14 protein-coding genes and 1 other annotated feature are annotated in these 19114 nt (G+C 46.1%); of the genes, 7 read left to right on the top strand and 7 right to left on the bottom strand.

From position 1 onward, the window contains the following. Window positions 1-25: 25 nt before the first annotated feature. On the bottom strand, window positions 26-1891 hold the full coding sequence (locus MHH89_RS16405; protein WP_341087627.1) for an arginine--tRNA ligase: 1866 nt from the start codon (window positions 1889-1891) through the stop codon (window positions 26-28). Window positions 1892-1931: 40 nt separating this feature from the next. Further along, window positions 1932-2150 (bottom strand) — a binding site (T-box leader). A gap of 249 nt (window positions 2151-2399) precedes the next feature. Here MHH89_RS16405 and MHH89_RS16400 point away from each other — a divergent pair. The 3 genes from MHH89_RS16400 to MHH89_RS16390 all read left to right on the top strand — a co-directional run bounded on the left by MHH89_RS16400 (window position 2400) and on the right by MHH89_RS16390 (window position 7086). Beyond that, entirely contained in the window at window positions 2400-2759 is a 360-nt protein-coding gene (locus MHH89_RS16400) for a hypothetical protein (RefSeq protein WP_036687001.1), read from the top strand. A 45-nt stretch (window positions 2760-2804) separates the two neighbouring features. Continuing rightward, window positions 2805-5090, top strand: a complete 2286-nt coding sequence (locus tag MHH89_RS16395) for a collagen-like protein (RefSeq protein WP_341087626.1) — start codon at window positions 2805-2807, stop codon at window positions 5088-5090. Window positions 5091-5517: 427 nt separating this feature from the next. Continuing rightward, on the top strand, window positions 5518-7086 hold the full coding sequence (locus MHH89_RS16390; protein ID WP_341087624.1) for an exosporium glycoprotein BclB-related protein: 1569 nt from the start codon (window positions 5518-5520) through the stop codon (window positions 7084-7086). A gap of 73 nt (window positions 7087-7159) precedes the next feature. Here MHH89_RS16390 and MHH89_RS16385 read toward each other — a convergent pair whose 3' ends face one another. The 6 genes from MHH89_RS16385 to MHH89_RS16360 all read right to left on the bottom strand — a co-directional run bounded on the left by MHH89_RS16385 (window position 7160) and on the right by MHH89_RS16360 (window position 14234). Then, entirely contained in the window at window positions 7160-10504 is a 3345-nt protein-coding gene (locus MHH89_RS16385) for a DEAD/DEAH box helicase (RefSeq protein ID WP_341087622.1), read from the bottom strand. Between the two features lie 81 nt (window positions 10505-10585). Next, window positions 10586-11275 carry a TetR/AcrR family transcriptional regulator gene (locus MHH89_RS16380; RefSeq protein WP_341087620.1) on the bottom strand — a complete coding sequence of 230 codons (690 nt, stop codon included), beginning with the start codon at window positions 11273-11275 and terminating at the stop codon, window positions 10586-10588. A gap of 57 nt (window positions 11276-11332) precedes the next feature. Continuing rightward, a complete protein-coding gene (locus tag MHH89_RS16375; RefSeq protein ID WP_312150608.1) occupies window positions 11333-12382 on the bottom strand; it encodes an ABC transporter permease in 1050 nt (349 codons plus the stop codon). Further along, window positions 12379-13110 carry an ABC transporter ATP-binding protein gene (locus MHH89_RS16370; protein WP_076279987.1) on the bottom strand — a complete coding sequence of 244 codons (732 nt, stop codon included), beginning with the start codon at window positions 13108-13110 and terminating at the stop codon, window positions 12379-12381. Before MHH89_RS16370 ends, MHH89_RS16375 begins: the two co-directional genes overlap by 4 nt. Before the next feature lie 539 nt (window positions 13111-13649). Next, window positions 13650-13883 carry a hypothetical protein gene (locus tag MHH89_RS16365; RefSeq protein WP_076281892.1) on the bottom strand — a complete coding sequence of 78 codons (234 nt, stop codon included), beginning with the start codon at window positions 13881-13883 and terminating at the stop codon, window positions 13650-13652. Between the two features lie 78 nt (window positions 13884-13961). Then, a complete protein-coding gene (locus MHH89_RS16360) occupies window positions 13962-14234 on the bottom strand; it encodes a hypothetical protein (protein WP_341087618.1) in 273 nt (90 codons plus the stop codon). 265 nt (window positions 14235-14499) lie between these two features. Here MHH89_RS16360 and MHH89_RS16355 point away from each other — a divergent pair, with 265 nt between their 5' ends. The 4 genes from MHH89_RS16355 (at window position 14500) to pstA (ending at window position 18759) form a co-directional block, all read left to right on the top strand. Beyond that, window positions 14500-15936 (top strand): stalk domain-containing protein, encoded by a 1437-nt coding sequence (locus tag MHH89_RS16355; RefSeq protein WP_076186125.1) that lies wholly within the window; start codon window positions 14500-14502, stop codon window positions 15934-15936. Window positions 15937-15990: 54 nt separating this feature from the next. Continuing rightward, a complete protein-coding gene (locus MHH89_RS16350) occupies window positions 15991-16851 on the top strand; it encodes a phosphate ABC transporter substrate-binding protein (protein WP_038573065.1) in 861 nt (286 codons plus the stop codon). An 82-nt stretch (window positions 16852-16933) separates the two neighbouring features. Further along, window positions 16934-17881 (top strand): phosphate ABC transporter permease subunit PstC, encoded by a 948-nt coding sequence (gene pstC, locus MHH89_RS16345; RefSeq protein WP_036685038.1) that lies wholly within the window; start codon window positions 16934-16936, stop codon window positions 17879-17881. A gap of 50 nt (window positions 17882-17931) precedes the next feature. Next, window positions 17932-18759, top strand: coding sequence for a phosphate ABC transporter permease PstA (gene pstA / locus MHH89_RS16340; RefSeq protein ID WP_076194563.1), 828 nt, complete (start codon window positions 17932-17934; stop codon window positions 18757-18759). Window positions 18760-19114 lie beyond the last annotated feature (355 nt).

Here is a 19114-nt window from a genome sequence, read left to right as displayed (position 1 = left end):
GCGGAGATTGCCTTTTTTGTGTTTTTTACATTCGGCTCGGTGTCGGTAACCCAAGCACTTCGAGCACATCTCCCAAGATGTCTTTGAATCTTGAAGTGAGCCAGAGGCGGAATTCGATCGTAGCTGGATCGCCTTTTAGAATCGGACATGCAGAATAGAAGTTGTTGAACAGGGTAGCTAAGGTATGTGCGTAAGTGCAGAGCGTATTTGGCGTTAACTCTATACTTGCTGAATGTAATATCTCGGGCCAGAGGCTTAGCTGTCTTAGCAGCGCAAGCTCTGCTTTTTCCAATTCGGAAGGGAACTGAAGCTGTGCGGCAGCTGTAAGGATTGGGATCGTAGCTTTACTCAAAACGCTTGTCGCACGCGCAAAAGTATACATCAGATAAACTCCGGTATTGCCGGATATTTCGGTAGCCTGTTTGAAATCAAACACGATTTCCGTTCCTAAATTAAACCGCAGCAGATAGTAGCGAATCGCAGCAGTGGCAATCAATCGGCTGGAGAGGCCGTCTTTATCGGAACGTGAGTGCTCAATGTTCTGTTCCATAAGCTCCACCAGATCGCTTACCTTAATCCCGATTCCCTGACGTCCGGACATAGCATAAGAAGATTTGCCTTCTGAAATATCTATACCCAGCTCGGCCGCCGAAGCGGGACTAAGAGATACAACACCATAGCTCACATGATGGAGTTTGTCTGCTTGCTCGTTATAACCTAGTACCCCTAAGGCTTGCTTAACCATCTGTTGTGGATATTCCTGTCTGTAATCGATCACATTGATGACTCTGTCCGCCTGCCCATAAGATTCTTGGGTTCCAGTTAATCCAGTTGTCCATAAACCGGACGAGAATTCGCTATAGGAGAAATCTTTGGTCAAAAGACCAAATTTCCAGAGATGATAGGCAATATCTTTGGCTGTATACGTTAAAATCCCATTCGAACGCACCAGCACCTTATCGAGCTGATGCTCCTCTGAATCCGCTCCAATGTTAGCCTCTGTTCCTTGCTTTAGCACCCAGCAGCCTGCGAGTTTACCTTCAGTCTCTTGTACAAAAACGGCTGTCTGCTTCAGTAGCTCAGCTGCGGCTACCCAAAATCCCTCTTTTAAAATACTGCTCTCCCATACCAGCAAATCATAATAAATTCCAAAATGTTTCATTTCCTCTACATGCTCTCTAACGATGCGTTCAGCTACAAGGTTGCCCAGCCAGGCTTCGTTACCGCCCCCTTGTTCAAGGGAGTGCAGTATATCTGTGCGCTTATGTGTCATCTCAGGGTTCAGCGCATATTCTTTGTTCACTTTGGCATAAAGATCCCAGCAAAAATCACCGAAACGTTGGTGTTCCCCTTCTAAAGATATATTTAATAATCCAACAACTGTATCCGCCAGCTGATTGCCGAGATCATCAATGTAGTTATGGACCTCTACGTTATACCCAGTTCTTTTCATAATTCTGACTAGAGTATCGCCGATACAGGCGTTTCTTAGATGACCTACGTGGGCGGCTTTGTTGGGGTTGATAGAAGTGTGCTCGATGATGACTTTTTCCCCAGTGCTGGCAGGCAGTTCAAAGGAATGTTCAGCCCAGCTTTGCCAATTCATATACAAATTGATAAATCCGGGAGCAGCGACTTCAACTTTTTGTAAAAGACCGGCGAAGCGCCCTTGGAATTGAAGCTCTGCTTTCACTAATTCTGCTATGACCATTGGGGATTTACGTAGAGTTTTGGCTAGCTGCATAGCAATATTGCATGAATAATCACCATGCTCTAGATTTGCTGGCTGTTCGATCAGAATGGCAATGTCCTCTGGATAGTCAGCTCCTAAGGTATTGAATACACGTTGTACACTGTGCTCGATTCCGTCTTTGATGATTTGATTTAACATGGTATACCCTCCTTTGAAAATACAAAAAAGCCCTCGTCTCAAAAGAGACGAGGGCTTTAGCGCTCGCGGTACCACTCTCGTTGCTGAACAAGTTGTTCAGCCACCTTACGGGATAACGGCCTTCAGCCGGGACTTCCTACTAAGGTTCAGAAGTCCATCTCACGGGTGCGCTTCATTAAAGGGATCTGTACCGGCTTACACTCTCCCGGCTCGCTGAGGACTAGATCTCGTTAACTACTCTCCCGCTCATCGATGCTTAATTAATTTTTACCAGTATACCTAATATTTCATAAAAAGCAATAGTGGTTAGCTTCTTAACAATCTTGGTTGCTCTTTGTTGTTAGCTTATCAGATTAGTAGATTATAAATTTGGAAAAAGAAGGCTGTCTTGTTATAGGACCAGCTGTTCCTTTGCACAACAGTCCACACGCTAACTCAAGCCAAGGAATATTACTATACGGAGCCACTAATCTTTCAATTTGTAGTGGAAGGGAGGAGTGAATAAAACATGGCTATCTTTTCTACTGGACCTATAGATAACAGCCCAATCCTAGGGGTCAGACCGTCGCAACTGGTAACCGTAAAAGTAGTTAATCGGGATTCTCTTAATCCTTATAATCTAGTTATTCAAGGTTTCCTTCTTAACGGATCAAGAACGATGTATGTGAATGAAACAGTAAATCTAGCACCTAATCAAGTTTTAACTAAGAACTATTTTGCCGACTTGGACGCATTTGAATTTGTGTTTACAACAGTAGAAGCAGTTGAAGCAGAGGTTGGGATTTCAGTCTGGGGAAAACAGAACTCGGGGGCATTGGTAGATCCTCATCGCATAGTTGCGTGGGAGAAGCAGGCAGTATTAATTTAATAATTATTTTTGTGACACAGTTAACGTTAAAGGAGTGATGAGAAATTGAGTTATTTATCTACCGGACCGATAGACAATAGTATGGTAGGGGGTGTAAGACCTACTCAGCATGTTACTGTCAAAATTGATAACCGAAGTGACATTGATTCATCAATGGCTCTTGTTCAAGGATACTATATGGATGGGACAAGAACTTTATATGTCAGCGAGCTGATAAATGTAGCACCTAATGAAGTTATAACACGTGATTATTATGCCGATTTTGATGCGTTTGAATTTATTTTTACAACTACAAGTCTGGTAGATGATCCGATTCAAATCTCAGTATGGGGAAAAAATAGCGTTGGCCAGATTGTGACTGCCCATCGACTTGTACATGCAGAATTGCTTGGTGTAACGCAAGGAATAACTGGCGCGACCGGAGCGACTGGTGCAACGGGAGCGACCGGAGCCGATGGAGCAACGGGTGCTACCGGAGCAGGAGAGACTGGGGCGACAGGTGCAACAGGGGCAGATGGAGTGACTGGGGCGACTGGTGCAACGGGAGCAGACGGAGCAACTGGAGCGACCGGAGCAGGAGAGACTGGGGCAACAGGTGCCGATGGAGCTACAGGTGCAACTGGTGCAACCGGAGCGGATGGAGTAACGGGTGCTACCGGAGCAGGAGAGACTGGGGCGACAGGTACAACAGGGGCAGATGGTGCGACTGGTGCAACGGGAGCAGACGGAGCAACGGGTGCAACAGGAGCGACCGGAGCAGGAGAGACTGGGGCAACAGGAGCAGATGGAGTAACTGGGGCGACTGGTGCAACGGGAGCTGACGGAGCAACGGGTGCAACAGGAGCGACCGGAGCAGGAGAGACTGGAGCTACAGGAGCCGATGGAGCAACTGGCGCGACTGGTGCAACTGGAGCGGATGGAGCAACGGGTGCAACAGGAGCGACCGGAGCAGGAGAGACAGGGGCAACAGGGGCGACAGGAGCAGACGGAGTAACTGGGGCGACTGGTGCAACCGGAGCGGATGGAGCAACAGGAGCAACGGGAGCGACCGGAGCAGATGGAGTGACTGGTGCGACTGGTGCAACGGGAGCTGACGGAGCAACGGGTGCTACCGGAGCGACCGGAGCAGGAGAGACAGGGGCGACCGGAGCAGATGGAGTGACTGGTGCGACTGGTGCAACGGGAGCCGATGGAGCAACGGGTGCAACAGGAGTGACCGGAGCAGGAGAGACTGGGGCAACAGGAGCAGATGGAGCTACAGGTGCAACGGGAGCTGACGGAGCAACGGGTGCTACCGGAGCGACCGGAGCAGGAGAGACTGGGGCGACAGGAGCCGATGGAGCTACAGGTGCAACTGGAGCAACGGGAGCAGACGGAGCAACGGGTGCTACAGGAGCGACCGGAGCAGGAGAGACAGGGGCAACAGGGGCGACAGGAGCAGACGGAGTAACTGGGGCGACTGGTGCAACTGGAGCAACTGGAGCAGGAGAGACTGGTGCGACTGGTGCTACGGGAGCAACGGGAGTAGACGGAGCAACGGGTGAAACAGGAGTGACCGGAGCGACTGGAGTAGCAGGAGCAACTGGAGCAACAGGAGCAACAGGAGTAGCTGGTGTAACCGGAGCAACGGGTGAAACAGGAGTAACCGGAGCGACTGGAGTAGCAGGAGCAACTGGAGCAACAGGAGTAGCTGGTGTAACCGGAGCAACGGGTGAAGCTGGAGTGACCGGAGCGACTGGAGTAGCAGGAGCAACAGGAGTAGCTGGAGTAACAGGAGCGACTGGAATAGCTGGTGTAACCGGAGCAACAGGAGCTACCGGAGTAACTGGAGCAACAGGTCCGAATATTCAACAAGAAGGGTTTTCTGCTTTCAAACCCTCATTGGCAATTTCCACATCTACACAATTAACTGGCTGGACTGTGACAACACCTTTTTATGATAGCCCGTCTTTCGACGAAGTTGGGGGAAATTATACCATTCCGACAACTGGTAGATATTCGATTGAAGCGACTATCAATTATTCCACAACTGCCTCACTTTCTATCAGTCTTGGTGCTGGAGTTAATCCGGCTTTCGTAGTTCAGAGAACTTCTCCTACTGCAACAAATCTGGTAAGTGGGTTGTTCCCAGTACTTGATGTGAATGTAGCGCTAATATTAGATTTGAGAGCAATTTTGGGAAGTGGTACTGTGACGCTAGCTGGAGAATTTGCATTAACCGCAGGTGATGTGATTGGCTTGTTCTATGTGGCAAATGGTTTGACGGTTCCTTTGAATTTGGGTGGAGCGAACTCAGCAGGTATCGTCTGGTCTGTTCATGAATTAACTTAAGCTTATTTATCTTCAAGTTCAGTGTTTATAACAGGGGTAATTCGGTAGCCGTTAGTGTGGCTCTCGGGTTACCCTCTGTTTTGTTGGCATATGTTATAAGTCGACTGGAACGTTGCTTATTAGATTCTTATTCTATTAAACCATTACAGATTTTTAGCTTATTTTAATAAATCAAATATGTGTAATAGTAGTTTTTAAATGGATGTCCACACCTTAATTCAAAATAAGAATAATACTATAAAGAGCCAAAAAATATGAACTGATTTGTAGGCTCATAGATTATCAACTTAGAGCAGGGGGAGGAATGATTATAGATAAAACCCTAGTTTATACGTAACTCTTGAGGATAGTTTTGTTCAGGTGAGTTGATTTTCGAAATTCAAATAATACGAGTATTATAATTTCATGAAAAATGAGGTGTTGAAAATTGAGTCAACTATCTACTGGTCCCATAGAAAATAATCTGGTAGGCGGTGTAAGACCTACTCAGCTTGTTACTCTTAAAATTGTCAATCAGAGTGATGATACTCCGTCAACGGTTCAAGTCGAAGGCTATTATATGAATGGGACAAGAACTTTATATGTAAGTGAACAGGTTAATTTAGCTCCTAATCAAGTGGTTAATAGGGATTATTATGCAAACTTTGATTCATTTGAATTTCTATTCACAACACCTATTACGATTGATGATCCCATTCAAATTTCAGTTTGGGGGAAGAGTAGCACAGGTCAATTAGTGACTGCTCATCGCCTTGTCTACTCTGAATTATATGGAGAAAATATAGGAATTACAGGTGCTACTGGAGCTACAGGAGCTACAGGAAGCGTTGGTGCAACGGGAGCGACAGGAACTGCTGGAGCAACGGGAGCGACAGGAAGTGCTGGAGCAACGGGAGCGACAGGAAGTGCAGGGGCAACGGGGGCGACAGGAAGTACTGGCGAAACTGGAGCCACAGGTGCTGGAGCTACTGGAGCGACAGGAAGCGTCGGAGCAACGGGAGCAACAGGAAGCACTGGAGCAACGGGAGCGACAGGTGCTGGCGTAACCGGAGCAACAGGAACTGCTGGAGCCACGGGAGCGACAGGAACTGCTGGTGTAACGGGAGCGACAGGAACTGCTGGAGCAACGGGAGCGACAGGAACTGCTGGCGTAACGGGAGCAACGGGAACTGCTGGAGCAACGGGAGCGACAGGAACTGCTGGTGTAACGGGAGCGACAGGAACTGCTGGAGCCACGGGAGCGACAGGAACTGCTGGAGCAACGGGAGCGACAGGAACTGCTGGAGCAACGGGAGCGACAGGAACTGCTGGCGTAACGGGAGCAACAGGAACTGCTGGAGCAACGGGAGCAACAGGAACTGCAGGAGCAACGGGAGCAACAGGAATTGCTGGAGCAACGGGAGCGACAGGAACTGCTGGTGTAACTGGAGCAACAGGAACTGCTGGTGTAACTGGAGCAACAGGTGCTACTGGTTCAGGTGCAATTATTCCATATTCTTCTGGTCTTCCAGTAGCAATGACCACTGTATTAGGGGGGCTTTTGAATACTTCAAGTGCAGTTGGTTTTGGTAGCAGTGCAACCAATATCAGTATTACAGGCGGTACTATAGATCTCACCGGAGCGGCTGGAACCTTGCTGAACTTTGCGTTCTCGGTTCCTAGAACTGGAACGCTTACGTCTATGGCAGCCTATTTTAGTGCGACAGCTTCCGTTAGTTTAGTGGGGTCTACGGTAACAATCACGGCTCAATTATACAGATCTACTACACCTAACAATACCTTCACAGCAGTACCTGGGGCTTTAGTTACGTTAAGTCCTCCGCTTACAGGATTAATTGCTCTTGGAACTATTAGCAGTGGTAATACCACAGGTTTGAGCATCCCTGTAACTGTGGGAGAACGCTTGCTGTTGGTCTTCACTTCGACGGTCACGGCTGGCATTGACGTTGCAACAACTGTTGCTGGCTATGCTAGTGCAGGAGTTACAATCGCATAATCTGAAGAAAAAGGGATATCCCGATAGCCCTATGGGCTGCAGGATATCCTGATTTTTTCTCCAATATTGTTATTTAGATCATTAGAATCTCCCGGATATCTTGCTCTGTGAGGGTAGACAAGCTTTCTTGACCTGGCTGGATGACCTCATCAATCAAGTTCTTTTTCTTCTGCTGCAGCTCATACATCTTGTCCTCTACGGTGCCTTGGGTGACGAGACGAATTACTTGCACTACATTTTTCTGCCCAATCCGGTGAGCCCGATCCGCAGCTTGCTGCTCGACGGCAGGGTTCCACCAAAGATCGTAAAGGATTACAGTGTCTGCCCCAGTTAGGTTGAGCCCAGTCCCGCCGGCCTTTAAGGAGATTAAGAAAATATCCCGCTCCCCTTCATTAAATTTATTACATAAATCTACTCGTTGAGAAACAGGCGTTTGACCATCTAAATAAAAGTATGGAATGCCCTGATATCCTAGTTCACGTCCAATCAGGCCGAGCATCTCTGTGAATTGTGAGAATACTAACATACGTTTACCCGAACTGCGACATTCTTCTATGATTTCGAGCAGCTGCTCGAATTTAGCAGAGCTTCCTTCATATCCATCGACAAAAAGAGCAGGATGGCAGCACAACTGGCGCAGACGAGTTAGTCCCGCCAGAACTTTGATCCGATTATTATTGCCGAAGCTATCTTGGGTCAAATGCTTAAGCGCCTCTTTTTTCAAACGGGCGAGATAAGCTACATATAACTTTTTTTGCTCCGGCAGCAGTTCACATGCTTGTACGGATTCGATTTTGTCCGGAAGTTCCTTTAACACATCACTCTTTAAGCGCCGCAGCAAAAAGGGACGCGCCCGCTTCGCAACCGTTTCTCTTGGTAAATCATGAAAAGCTTTTTTGCCTGGAAACAACCCAGGGAACACGGTGCCGAAAATGGACCATAAATCTTCCAACGCATTCTCCACGGGAGTACCCGTAAGTGCAAAACGGTGCCGGGCTTGAAGCGCCATTACAGCTTGGGCTGTCTGTGTAGTATGGTTTTTTATAGTTTGTGCTTCATCGAGAATCAGGGTATGAAAAGACTTTTTAGCATACAGCTGAACATCTCTGCGAAGCAACGGATAAGAAGTGATGATTACATCAGCTTTTGCTGTATTTTTTAAAATCCGCCCGCGTTCAATTAGACTACCGTCTGCAATGACAGCTTTGATCTCTGGCGTGAATTTTTTAAGCTCATTAAGCCAGTTATAAGTGAGAGACGCAGGAGCGACAATTAGGGCAGGAAGTCCATTCTGACGGATCTCTGGAAGTTCTGACAGGAGAAAAGCGATACTTTGCAGCGTTTTGCCTAACCCCATATCATCCGCCAAAATACCACCAAAACGGTAATGGGCCAACGTCTTTAGCCACTGAAACCCATACTGTTGATAATCCCTTAGCACAGGAACCAGACTGTCAGGTATAGGAAAATCAAGATTCTCAGGATTCCGCATGTTCGCAAGTAACCTTTTAAAGGATCTGCCCAGCTTAATGGAGTCACTCTTAGCATCCGTAGAGGTCAAATGTAGCCCGCGAACAACGGGCAGAGAAAATTCCACCCCTTTGATCTCACCTTCCCGGATGCCTATATCATTCATAAAGGTAATGATTTCTTGAAGCTCCTCGCTCTCCAGCGGTAGTAGGGCCCCATCAGGCAAGCGGTAGTATTTGCGTTTTTCCTGCAGGGATTTCAGAACCATAACAATCTCAGCTTCTGGAATCCCGCCCATATCGAATTTAAAATCAAGCCAGTCCGTCTTTTCATTCCAACTAATGCTCACCTTTGGGGGTGTAGTGCTCGTGAACAGTCTTGCTTTGACTGCGGAGGTCGCATAGACCGAAAGCAGCGGTTCCAGCAGCGGAATGGTATGGTACAAAAAATCGTACTCGCCCTCTTCGTCTGTCATAATATATCCGCCCTCAGTTTTAGCGAAGGATTCGTGCTCCATCAGCTCCAGAATGCGGGCTTCTCCCTCCCCGTCTCGCAAAAGAATCAAATTCGTCCCGCGAACATGGGCTTTTTCATCTAAGGGATTGATCACAATGTCACCATATTGGAACTCTAGTCCGGCGAGCAGCCGATCTCTCACACGGTCCAGATAAAGTCTCGCGGTAAGCCTATGTTGGACAATCCGATCCGCGATGGAATCGGCGATATGGACGTTGCCTAGCTTTTTCAGACCAGGAATAACCTTGTCCATAAAAGACTCCATTTGCTCGGGGGCAATATCGATGCCATTTCGGCGGGAGGAATCCAGCATTTTTTTCATTTCAGCAAGGCGTATGCATTCTTGAGGGGATAGCTTCAGCAACTTACCTTCCGACAGTACTATCCCGTAATCTTCTAAGACCGAAATCTGCTCAAGTCCTTGAATATCCAGATGATATCCATCCTCTTCTGCCTGTTCAAATTCAAAGCTGAGTGGAGGCGCCTCATTAGACACAAGGATGCCTTCGTACAGCACCTCTTCTTGTTGCAAAAATACCGAAGAGACCTCTGAAAGCGCAGGCTGAAGCGACTCCCAGAAAAAAGGAGGGACGGCCAGCAAACGATCTCCCCCAATACTTCCCCCATAAGGTGAGTAAGGAGTTACGTTATCGCGGTACATTTTTTCATTTAATACAATATCAATCAGCTTCTGTAGAACAACATTGTCTTCCTTCCGAAAGCTGTAAATGGCAGGATCATAGATAAAATGTTTCGAGAACTCAAAGGATTCTCCGCGGTGTACGCTTTCTAGAAATCCCCTTATTTTCTGAACAATATATAGACGTTTTGGACCGACTTTCATTTCTATACCCAGCATGGTGTGGCTGTAACTATAAGTGAACGGCTTGCATGTAAACTCTATATTTAGAGGAAGTCTGTTATCTACAAAAGCCCCCGTACCGCTAGGACGCGGTGTATGGTTGCTGAACATCCCCAGTAGGCTGCTCACGAGCTGTTGATCTCTGGACTTTCCCCCGTTGTCTTGCGCAGTATCTGTAAAAATACGTGGGGTTAGAATCTCAGTATCTTCTATAGAGGACAGGTGCGAAGCTCCGGTAGGCTCTGAACGATCTCGGCCAGTTTTAAGGGCGTCAACGTTGATCAGCACAGCCGCGATATGTTTACAGAATGGCCCCCCATGGGAGTAGGCTGGACAATTACACTCTGCCTGGACATCCCCATCAATATCAATGACCACCATAACTTCATAGTCGATCGCCCCCTGAACAATGGCTTCATATCGAGAGCGGGGCAAATCTGGAATGGAGTCATTGTATTCTTCAACTTCAATTATATCGACACTTTCAGTTTGGTAATAAGCTAATCCTTTTTCAAAAATAGACTTGCCGCACAGCAGTTTGATTACCCGTTCTGATACACTAAAGCCCATAACATAATTCCTTCCTCATAACTTGATCTCGAAAAGTCCGAATTTAATATAGTACTTATGATAACAGAACGGGCGTGCGCATCAAATAGGGGGTGTTGCTTTACTTATTCCATGCATGATAAAAGCGATCGTCAGGTTGATTTCTTCCTCGTCGTTCCAGTCCTTATCTGGCTGCAGCAGCAAGCGATTCATCAAATAACCTACGACAGACGAGAGTGTGAAGCGTATAAGTGTGGGTGTAGGCACCTCGATGATTTCACCCTTTTCCTTAAAATGTTCAACAATATCAATCACGCGCTCCAGTATTTTGCTAAGAATATTCTCTACAAACTGCGCTCTAACTGTTGGCTGAAAAGGAATCTCCTGAATAAGAATCTTAAGAATTTTAAAATTCTTGCGGGCGAAATCCAGCCGATTGATCATAAATGCCCGCAGGAACTCCTCGAAGCTGTCGTAGGGCATATCGAGCACGCCGTTGAAATTCTGCAGCACAAAAGGCGCAAGCATGCGACTCATGGTAGGACCTACTATGGCAAGCAGCAGATCATTTTTAGTCTTGTAATAGCGAAAAATCGTTCCCTCCGCCACGCCCGCCTTCTGAGAAATTTCACTCGTGGATGTCGCAGAGTATCCTTTTTCGGAAAACACCTCAATCGCCGCTTGTAGAATAGAAATCTGCTTCGGTGTCAGTTTCTCGTCTTTGCCAAGGGTCAGCAGCTCTTCTATCCACTGCTCTTCTATATTTTGTTCCGTAGAAACTTCCTCTTTCATTACAATAACCCTCCATGCTTGATTCATTTTGTTTCAATGATAATAGCTTTTGTGAAGTTACATTTTGCGATGCTTGCGCAGTGCCAATACATTCAGCAGCATAAATAGCAGCGAAAATCCTATAAGTACATAGACATCCATTGCAATTGCGCTCCATCCTTTGCCACGGACCATAATGTTCATCAGAGCTTCTGATCCGTAATAGATCGGTGTAGCTAGGCCAACGCGCTGGAGCCACAGTGGGAGGGTATCAAGCGGGAATAATCCACTGAGGAAGATTTGTGGCACTATAATGAGTGGAATGAACTGAATCATCTGCAACTCATTGGCTGCAAAAGCCGACAGCAGTGTGCCCAACGTCAGCGCTGTCATCGATAGGAGTAATGTGATCAGCAATACGTAACCAAAGCTGCCTGTCATCATAATGCCAAGAATCTGTATGGAATACCATGAGATCAATAGCGCCTGAAAAACGGTAAATATGCCGAAACCACATACATACCCGAGCACAATCTCCCATCTTTTCAATGGAGTCGAAAGTAGGCGTTCAAGCGTGCCTGTGGTTCGTTCCCTTAAGAAGGATACACCTGCAATCAAGAATACGAAAAAGAAAACAAATACGCCAATCATAATGGGACCGAAACGGTCGATCGTCTTCATATTCTCAGAACCGTAAAGATAGCTGATCTGCGGCTGTAATTGTTCCTTTGTACTTGGAAGAAGTTTTTGGGAGATTTGTTGCAGCGTCATGATTACTGCCTTATTGGCTGTAGGGTTGCTACCTTCTAACAGCACTTGAGGCGTAACTTGCGAATCTCCGGCGGTTCCGTTCAAAGTGATCAAAGCGTCAATTTTTCCTTCTACTAAAGCGCCTTTTCCCAGCTCTGCGCTGGCATATTCTTTGATGGTGGCATTTTGTTCTTTTAACGCAGCTGACATATTTAGAGGTACACCGGACACACCGATTTTGGGTTCATAGGCGTCACCGTTGAAGACCAAGCTCATTAAGCTTAGAACGAGGAGTGGTGCAATGAACATTAATGCCATTGTTCTTTTATCATGAATGAATTGTCGCAAAATCCTTAAGGTGATCGCTCGGATTCTCATGAACGCACACCTCCATAATATAAAAAGGCTTCTTCAATAGAAGCTGAACCGGTGGCTTGCAGCAGTCCGGCAGGCGTGTCGGCAGCAAGCAGCTTGCCATCACGGATCATTCCGAGCCGGTCACATTTTTCAGCTTCATCCATGACATGCGTGGTCAGCACAATAGTGGTGCCTTTCTGGTTCAGCGCTTTTAGTTCCTTCCAGATGGATAGCCGCAATACCGGATCTATGCCAACTGTAGGCTCATCAAGAATAAGCAACGGCGGTTCATGCAGCAGCGCGATCGCCAATGATAAGCGGCGTTTCATCCCGCCGGAGTATTGGTCTACTCTTTTTCTTAAATGATCTTGTAAATTAACGATCTCCATTACGGCTGTGATGCGTTTGGAGCGTTGCTCCCCCTTTAGTCCATATAGCGCTGCAAAAAACTCCAGATTCTCCTTCGCGCTAAGCTCCGTGTACAAGGCATCAGACTGGGCCATATACCCAATCTGTTGCAGCATAGTCAGCTTCGGCATCGTCACGCCAAGTATTTTCACCTCGCCGGAGGTTACCTCATCGATACCTGTAAGCAGCTTCACTAATGTTGTTTTTCCTGAGCCCGATGGTCCTAGTATGCCAAAGGTTTCCGCACGTTCCACTTGAAGCGAAATATCCTCGAGCACCTGTTTCTCTCCAAACGCTTTCCCGACATGGCTCACTGAAATAACTGGAATCTCTGAACCCATGTTTATCTCCTCGATTCTGAATGTTCTGGGATACTTACTTAAGTTGAAGATGTTGCTGGTGTAGAAGGTGTAGAAGGTGTAGATGGTGTAGAAGGTGATGGTGATGGTGATGGTGATGGTGATGGTGATGGTGATGGTGATGGTGATGGTGATGGTGATGAACTGCATTGCGTTAAACACTCTAATTATATAATGAGTGAGTACTCACTCATTACTGTGCATCAAAAGTTAGGAATTGTAAACCATATATTTTATACAAAGGTATCCCACAGTATTAGCTTAATCCCGATTGACGTTTGTTAATTCAACATGTCCTTTTACTATGTATATAGAGATGATTTGAATAAAAGGCAAAAGTGCCACTAAATAGCGTCAGTCCGCCTAAACTAGGTAATAGAAAGGCATAAATGCCCTTAAATGGCGTCGATCCACTTAAATCAGCTAAAAGAGAGGCATAAATGCCTCAAAATAGCACGGACTTACCTAAACCAGACAAAAGAAGGGCATAAATGCCACTAAATAGGCATGATTTAGATAAATCAAGCTAAAGAACGGTATAAATCCCTCACAAAGAGCTCAATCCCGCTAAAGTTAGCAAAAGAACGGTATAAATCCCGTAGAAAGAACTCAATCCCGCTAAAGTCAGCAAAAGAACGGTATAAATCCCGTACAGTGAGCTCATTCTTGCTGAAGTCAGCTAAAGAACGGTATAAATCCTGCACAATGTACCAAATCCCGCTAAAGTTAGCAAAAGAACGGTATAAATCCCGCACAATGAGCCCAATCCTACTAAAGTCAGTAAAAGAACGGTATAAATCCCGTACAATCAGCCGAATCTCCTACGATGCCCCTTACGCAGAAACCGCCCCAACAGACCAGTTAGTTTTTAAATCGTAAGCAGCAGCCACATAATTGATAGCAGACTCTCGCCAGTAACAAGCTTCCCCCACCCGCCAAGCGATCTCCGTAATACGCTCCCCACCCGCCCAAGCGACCACCGCAATATACTCCAAGTGCCCAGCGACCTTAGCGACAAGCTTCCCCACACACCCAAGCGGTCTCTGCAATATACTCCACCCGCCCACCTCGGCAACAAGCTTCCCCCCACCCGCCTGCAATCTCAAACTAGTCCCTACGTCACACCAAATCCCAAACAATTCTCCAACTAATTAAGGTAACTGCACCAAGCACCTTTTTACGAAAAGAGGCTGTTTTTGCTCTTTAGTTCATTTGGTTTAGAGCAAGAAAATTGTTAAATGAGCTAATATACCTGATTTTTTTAAAAAAAGAATACTAGTTAATATTTCCATTACATTCCTCTGCAACAGAATTGACAATTGTAGACGAAAATGACATTAGCAGTTACCTATACGAAAAGGGTGAATCTAATTGAAAAACAGTAAATGGATTAGCGCAACGTTGGCTTCAGCACTTCTTGCAACAGTAGGCGTTGGAAGTGCATCTGCAGCTAGCACCGGCAGTAATGTAAAATCTGTAGCTACCAATCAAGTCGCTGCTGTTACAGCAGTTAAAGAAGGTACAACTACTTGGAATGTAAACGGAACGCCGATTGTGTTTAACACCATTAACAGCAGTGGTTACAAGCTTTACTCGCTGACTCAGGTAGCTGGTGAAATTGGGGCTAAGGTAGTACTGGGAACAAGCGGGTTTGAACTTAACGACAGCAAAGGACTACATAATGTGCAACTCAAAACAGGCTCAAAGAGCTATCAAGTAGATGGTAATTCCGAATCGTTCACAGTGGCTCCAGTGTTTTATAACGGTAAAACCTATGTAGAGCTGACTAAGTTAGTTATTGCATTAGGTGGAGAGCTGGACGCTGATGCTAGCACGATTTTGAGCTTTGCACGTCCGGAAGGATTGTTTGATACTTTGCACTGGACAGCAGCTGGTAACCTGATTGCGAACAAAAGTGATGCTGAAACTACTCAGCTTATCAAATTCAGTACAGAACCAGGTAACTATGAAGTGTTTTCGTCAAATGACAGTGCGGTGGACTTTGCAGTATCGCCGGATCAACAGTGGGGAGCTTTTAATGATGAGAAAGGTTTGCTGAATCTGATTAACTTGTCTAGCGGAGCTGTTAAAACACTAGGCACCGACAATAGCGTGAAGACAGATCTGGTTTGGTCCAAAGATGGGAAAAGCATTTATTTCATCCAAGGAGACAAGCAAGAAAAAATCGCTAAAATCTCAGTAGAGACTGGTGATGTTAAATCCGTATTGGCTGACAAGGTTGAGAATAAATCTGAACTGCGCATTTCTGCTGACGAAAAAAGCGCCGTTTATATCGTTAATTTGACGGGTGTTGCTAAAAATGATGCAGACAGCACAGAAGATTCTCTTACGGTAGACTTCAGCTCGGCAGGAGAGCAGCTTTATAAGCTTGATCTGGCTACAAAAGATGCTAAACCAGCTGCATTAACAACCACAGCAGATAACAAGCTTTATCCAGAGATTTTGGCTGATGGAAATGTGGCATACCTGAGCGCAGATGCAGACGGCAATGCGAAGAATACCCTAAAGCTTGTAAAAGCGGACGCAACCAGCACTAATATTGCACTTGATATCGAAGTGAATTGGTCCACTGGCGTTAGCAATGGTTTGGTAGTGGCAGGTACTACGGCAGACGGAAGCACAGTGATCTATTCTATCGATGGTAGTGGTGCAAAGACCGAACTGTTCCGTACGGCTGAAGATGTATCTGAAGTATCTGTATCTAAAGACGGAAGCAAGCTTGCGATTGTGAGCGGCGACAGCGTATGGGTTATCCAAGGCGGTAAAGGGCTGCAACTGACTAAATAATGATTATCCCAAACATATTTTAACGGCCTAGAGCCGAGAGGAGAAAATAGTACAATGAAAATCTTCAAGAAATTAACAGTAACGGCTTTAACAGCCGTAATCGCGGTAACCGCATCTTTTGCAGGGATTGCAGCAGCAGCAGATTCACTTAGTGGCAAAATCACCGTTAACGGTTCAACCGCACTTCTTCCATTGACCTTGCAAGCGGCAAAAGAATTCCAAAAGCTGCACCCTAAAGTAAAAATCGCAGCATCTGGTAAAGGTTCTGTAACTGGACCACAAGCTGTGAAAAAAGGCATCGCTGATATCGGCGCTTGCGACTGGGATGCTAGCATCGACGTACCAGGCTTCAAAGCTTTTGACGGACAGGTAGCGAACAAAGTAGCTGTCATTCCTTTTGCAACGATTGTAAACAAAAATGTGGGTGTAGATAACCTCACAACAGAACAACTTAAAGGCATTTTCGCTGGCAAAATCACCAACTGGAAAGAAGTAGGCGGCGCAGATGCAGATATCGTTGTCATCACTCGCTCTTTCGGTTCTGGTACCCGCGTTAACTATCAAGCTAAAGCCTTGGATGGCGGAGATATCGTTAAAAAAGCTAAGAACTACAAAGAAACAGGTTCATCCGGCGACATGAAAACAGCAGTAGGAACTACTCCTAACTCCATCGGTTATATCGACCTTGTTTATGTAAGTGGCGACGTAAAAGCAGTGAAACACAACGGTATCGCAGCTACTACAGACAACGTAATTAACGGTTCTTATAAGATTTGGGCTTATGGTTACTACATGACTAAAGGCCAACCTACTGGCGCAACTAAAGAATTTATCGAATACGTACAAAGCAAAAAGTTCCAACAAGGTTCTCTGAAAAAGCTTAAATTCATTCCGATCGCAGCAATGAAGGGTTAATAACATCTGAAGATCATATTGAACGGTAACAGCGGCCAGCCCCGATTTTGATACGGGGTTGGCCGCTTACAGGAGGGAAAGTATGGGGGCACCAGTCCACAACCTGGCAACTAAGGTTAAGGAGGGCGTTACAGAAGTTAGCGCCAACTCCAAACGTCACAGTAGACATATGTTTAGCAACCGATTATTCCGCTTTTATTTCTTATTCAGCATTCTTGCACTTTGCTTCGTGCTTGGACTTGTAATTCTATTTATCGGCAAAACGGCGCTGCTTCTGTTTGGTCATCTCTCGCCTGCGGACTTTTTCTTTTCTTTTAACTGGACGCCTGAAGAGGACTCCTTTGGGGCTGCTGCCTTCATTGTAAATACACTTTCACTGACGGCTTTGACCCTGCTGATCGCAGTACCTATTTCTGTGGGTATGGCCGTGCTCTGTGCGGAGATTGCTCCAAAGTGGATGAAGACCTTCATTCGCCCGGTGCTCGATTTGCTCGTTGGTATTCCTTCTATAGTATATGGTTATTTAGGCTTAACGGTATTACTTCCATTTCTTCGTAGAGTTAGTGGGGAGAGCTTGGGCGATGGATTACTGGCTGCGGCCCTCGTGCTCGCATTAATGGTCCTGCCAACAATTTGCCGAATCAGTGATGATGCAATTGTCGCTGTTCCACGCAAATATCGGGATGCTGCGTACGCTCTTGGATCTACCCGTCTGCAAGTTATTATGCGTGTTGTTTTGCCTGCGGCTAGCAGAGGAATTATCTCCGCGGTCATTCTCGGGATGACTCGTGCTGTGGGGGAGACAATGGCTGTAGTTATGGTTATAGGAAACACACCACAGTTGGCAAAAACCTTATTTACACCTGCTTCGGTCTTGACTAGTAACATCGTTATGCAAATCTCGAATGTAGAGTTTGAATCAACCTGGAATTATGCCCTACATATGATGGCTTTTCTTCTGCTGGTGATTTCCTTTGTACTGATTCTGATCATCCGCGTGCTGGGTAGAAAAAGGAGGGATGCAGCGTGAACGGATTCGCAAGTACAAAGCATACAGCGCGTGCTCAGAGACGCAATAAGATGGCGACTATAGGGTTTTATACGCTTGGGGCTTTAGTTATGCTGCTAATCTTCTGGCTGCTCTTCACGATTCTTAGTAAAGGTCTGCCAGCGCTGCGGCCTGACTTCCTGATTAAACAGCCTGAAGAGATTGACGTAGGTGGCGGGATCGGTCCTGTACTTTTCAACTCTTTTTATATTTTGTTCATCTCGCTGCTTATTTCCGTCCCTATCGGTTTAGGTGCGGGGATTTATATGGCGGAGTATGCTCCGGATAATGCTTTTACAGGCGGCCTGCGTATATGTGTAGAAGCTCTCTCTTCGGTTCCTTCAATTGTATTTGGTATGCTTGGACTTGCGATATTTGCTGAATATTTTGGAATCGGCCTGACGATTCTTGGCGGTGGGGTAAGCTTGGCGCTTTTGAATCTGCCTATGCTTGCACGTGTGACGGAGGAAGCGGTTCGTGCTGTTCCTGGGGAGATGCGTGAAGCTGGATATGCACTGGGCATGACTAAATTCCATGTGATCCGCACAGTAGTTCTACCCGTTGCAATGTCAGCCATTGTTACTGGGATTTGTCTCGTTGCTGGGCGCGCCTTCGGGGAGTCTGCGGTTATTATCCTTACCGCTGGCCTCAGTACCTCGGGCGAAATGTGGGACTTTAATCTGTTCTCGCCGGGAGAAACCCTGGCAGTGCATCTATGGTATGTACAATCTGAAGCAATTGTAGAAGATGCGCGGCAAATCGCTGACAAATCAGCAGCCGTACTCGTATTTGTAGTTCTGTTTATTAACTTTGCTTTCCGTTTTCCGCTCTGGCTCGGAAATCGCCGAAAAGGGCGCTGATTCGCTTATATAGGAAGAACATGCATAAAAAACTGTCTCTCGGCGAGAAATCGCCGTGAACAGTTTTTTTATTCCCGATTAAATAAGCAAAGGTACTCTCATCCTTCGATAAAATTGCTAATGCGCGTGTCTTTTGAGTAATTGGATTGGCCACGCTTATAGAGAGCTAAAAAAGTTCCCATATTTAAAAATCAGAAATGGGAATGTGAAAAGTAATAGTCGATGAGTAGTGAGCGGTTTTTAATTGCACTTTATGCACTTATTTTTAAGGGGGATAGGTTTGTTTGGGTTTAATTGTACTTTGTGCAGTTAAAAATGGTGAAAAGGCCATTCTAGGCGTAAATCTGAGAATATA

It is taken from the genome of Paenibacillus sp. FSL H7-0323 (genome assembly GCF_038002725.1).
Lineage (GTDB): Bacteria > Bacillota > Bacilli > Paenibacillales > Paenibacillaceae > Paenibacillus_AQ > Paenibacillus_AQ odorifer.
This window is presented reverse-complemented; position numbering and strand designations above follow the sequence as displayed.

Coding starts and splice junctions, on each gene's coding strand:
- MHH89_RS16350 (WP_038573065.1), top strand. CDS start 15,991: ATGAAAATCTTCAAGAAATTAACAGTAACGGCTTTAACAGCCGTAATC.
- MHH89_RS16405 (WP_341087627.1), bottom strand. CDS start 1,891: ATGTTAAATCAAATCATCAAAGACGGAATCGAGCACAGTGTACAACGT.
- pstA (WP_076194563.1), top strand. CDS start 17,932: ATGGCGACTATAGGGTTTTATACGCTTGGGGCTTTAGTTATGCTGCTA.
- MHH89_RS16370 (WP_076279987.1), bottom strand. CDS start 13,110: ATGGGTTCAGAGATTCCAGTTATTTCAGTGAGCCATGTCGGGAAAGCG.
- MHH89_RS16380 (WP_341087620.1), bottom strand. CDS start 11,275: ATGAAAGAGGAAGTTTCTACGGAACAAAATATAGAAGAGCAGTGGATA.
- MHH89_RS16375 (WP_312150608.1), bottom strand. CDS start 12,382: ATGAGAATCCGAGCGATCACCTTAAGGATTTTGCGACAATTCATTCAT.
- MHH89_RS16385 (WP_341087622.1), bottom strand. CDS start 10,504: ATGGGCTTTAGTGTATCAGAACGGGTAATCAAACTGCTGTGCGGCAAG.
- MHH89_RS16400 (WP_036687001.1), top strand. CDS start 2,400: ATGGCTATCTTTTCTACTGGACCTATAGATAACAGCCCAATCCTAGGG.
- pstC (WP_036685038.1), top strand. CDS start 16,934: ATGGGGGCACCAGTCCACAACCTGGCAACTAAGGTTAAGGAGGGCGTT.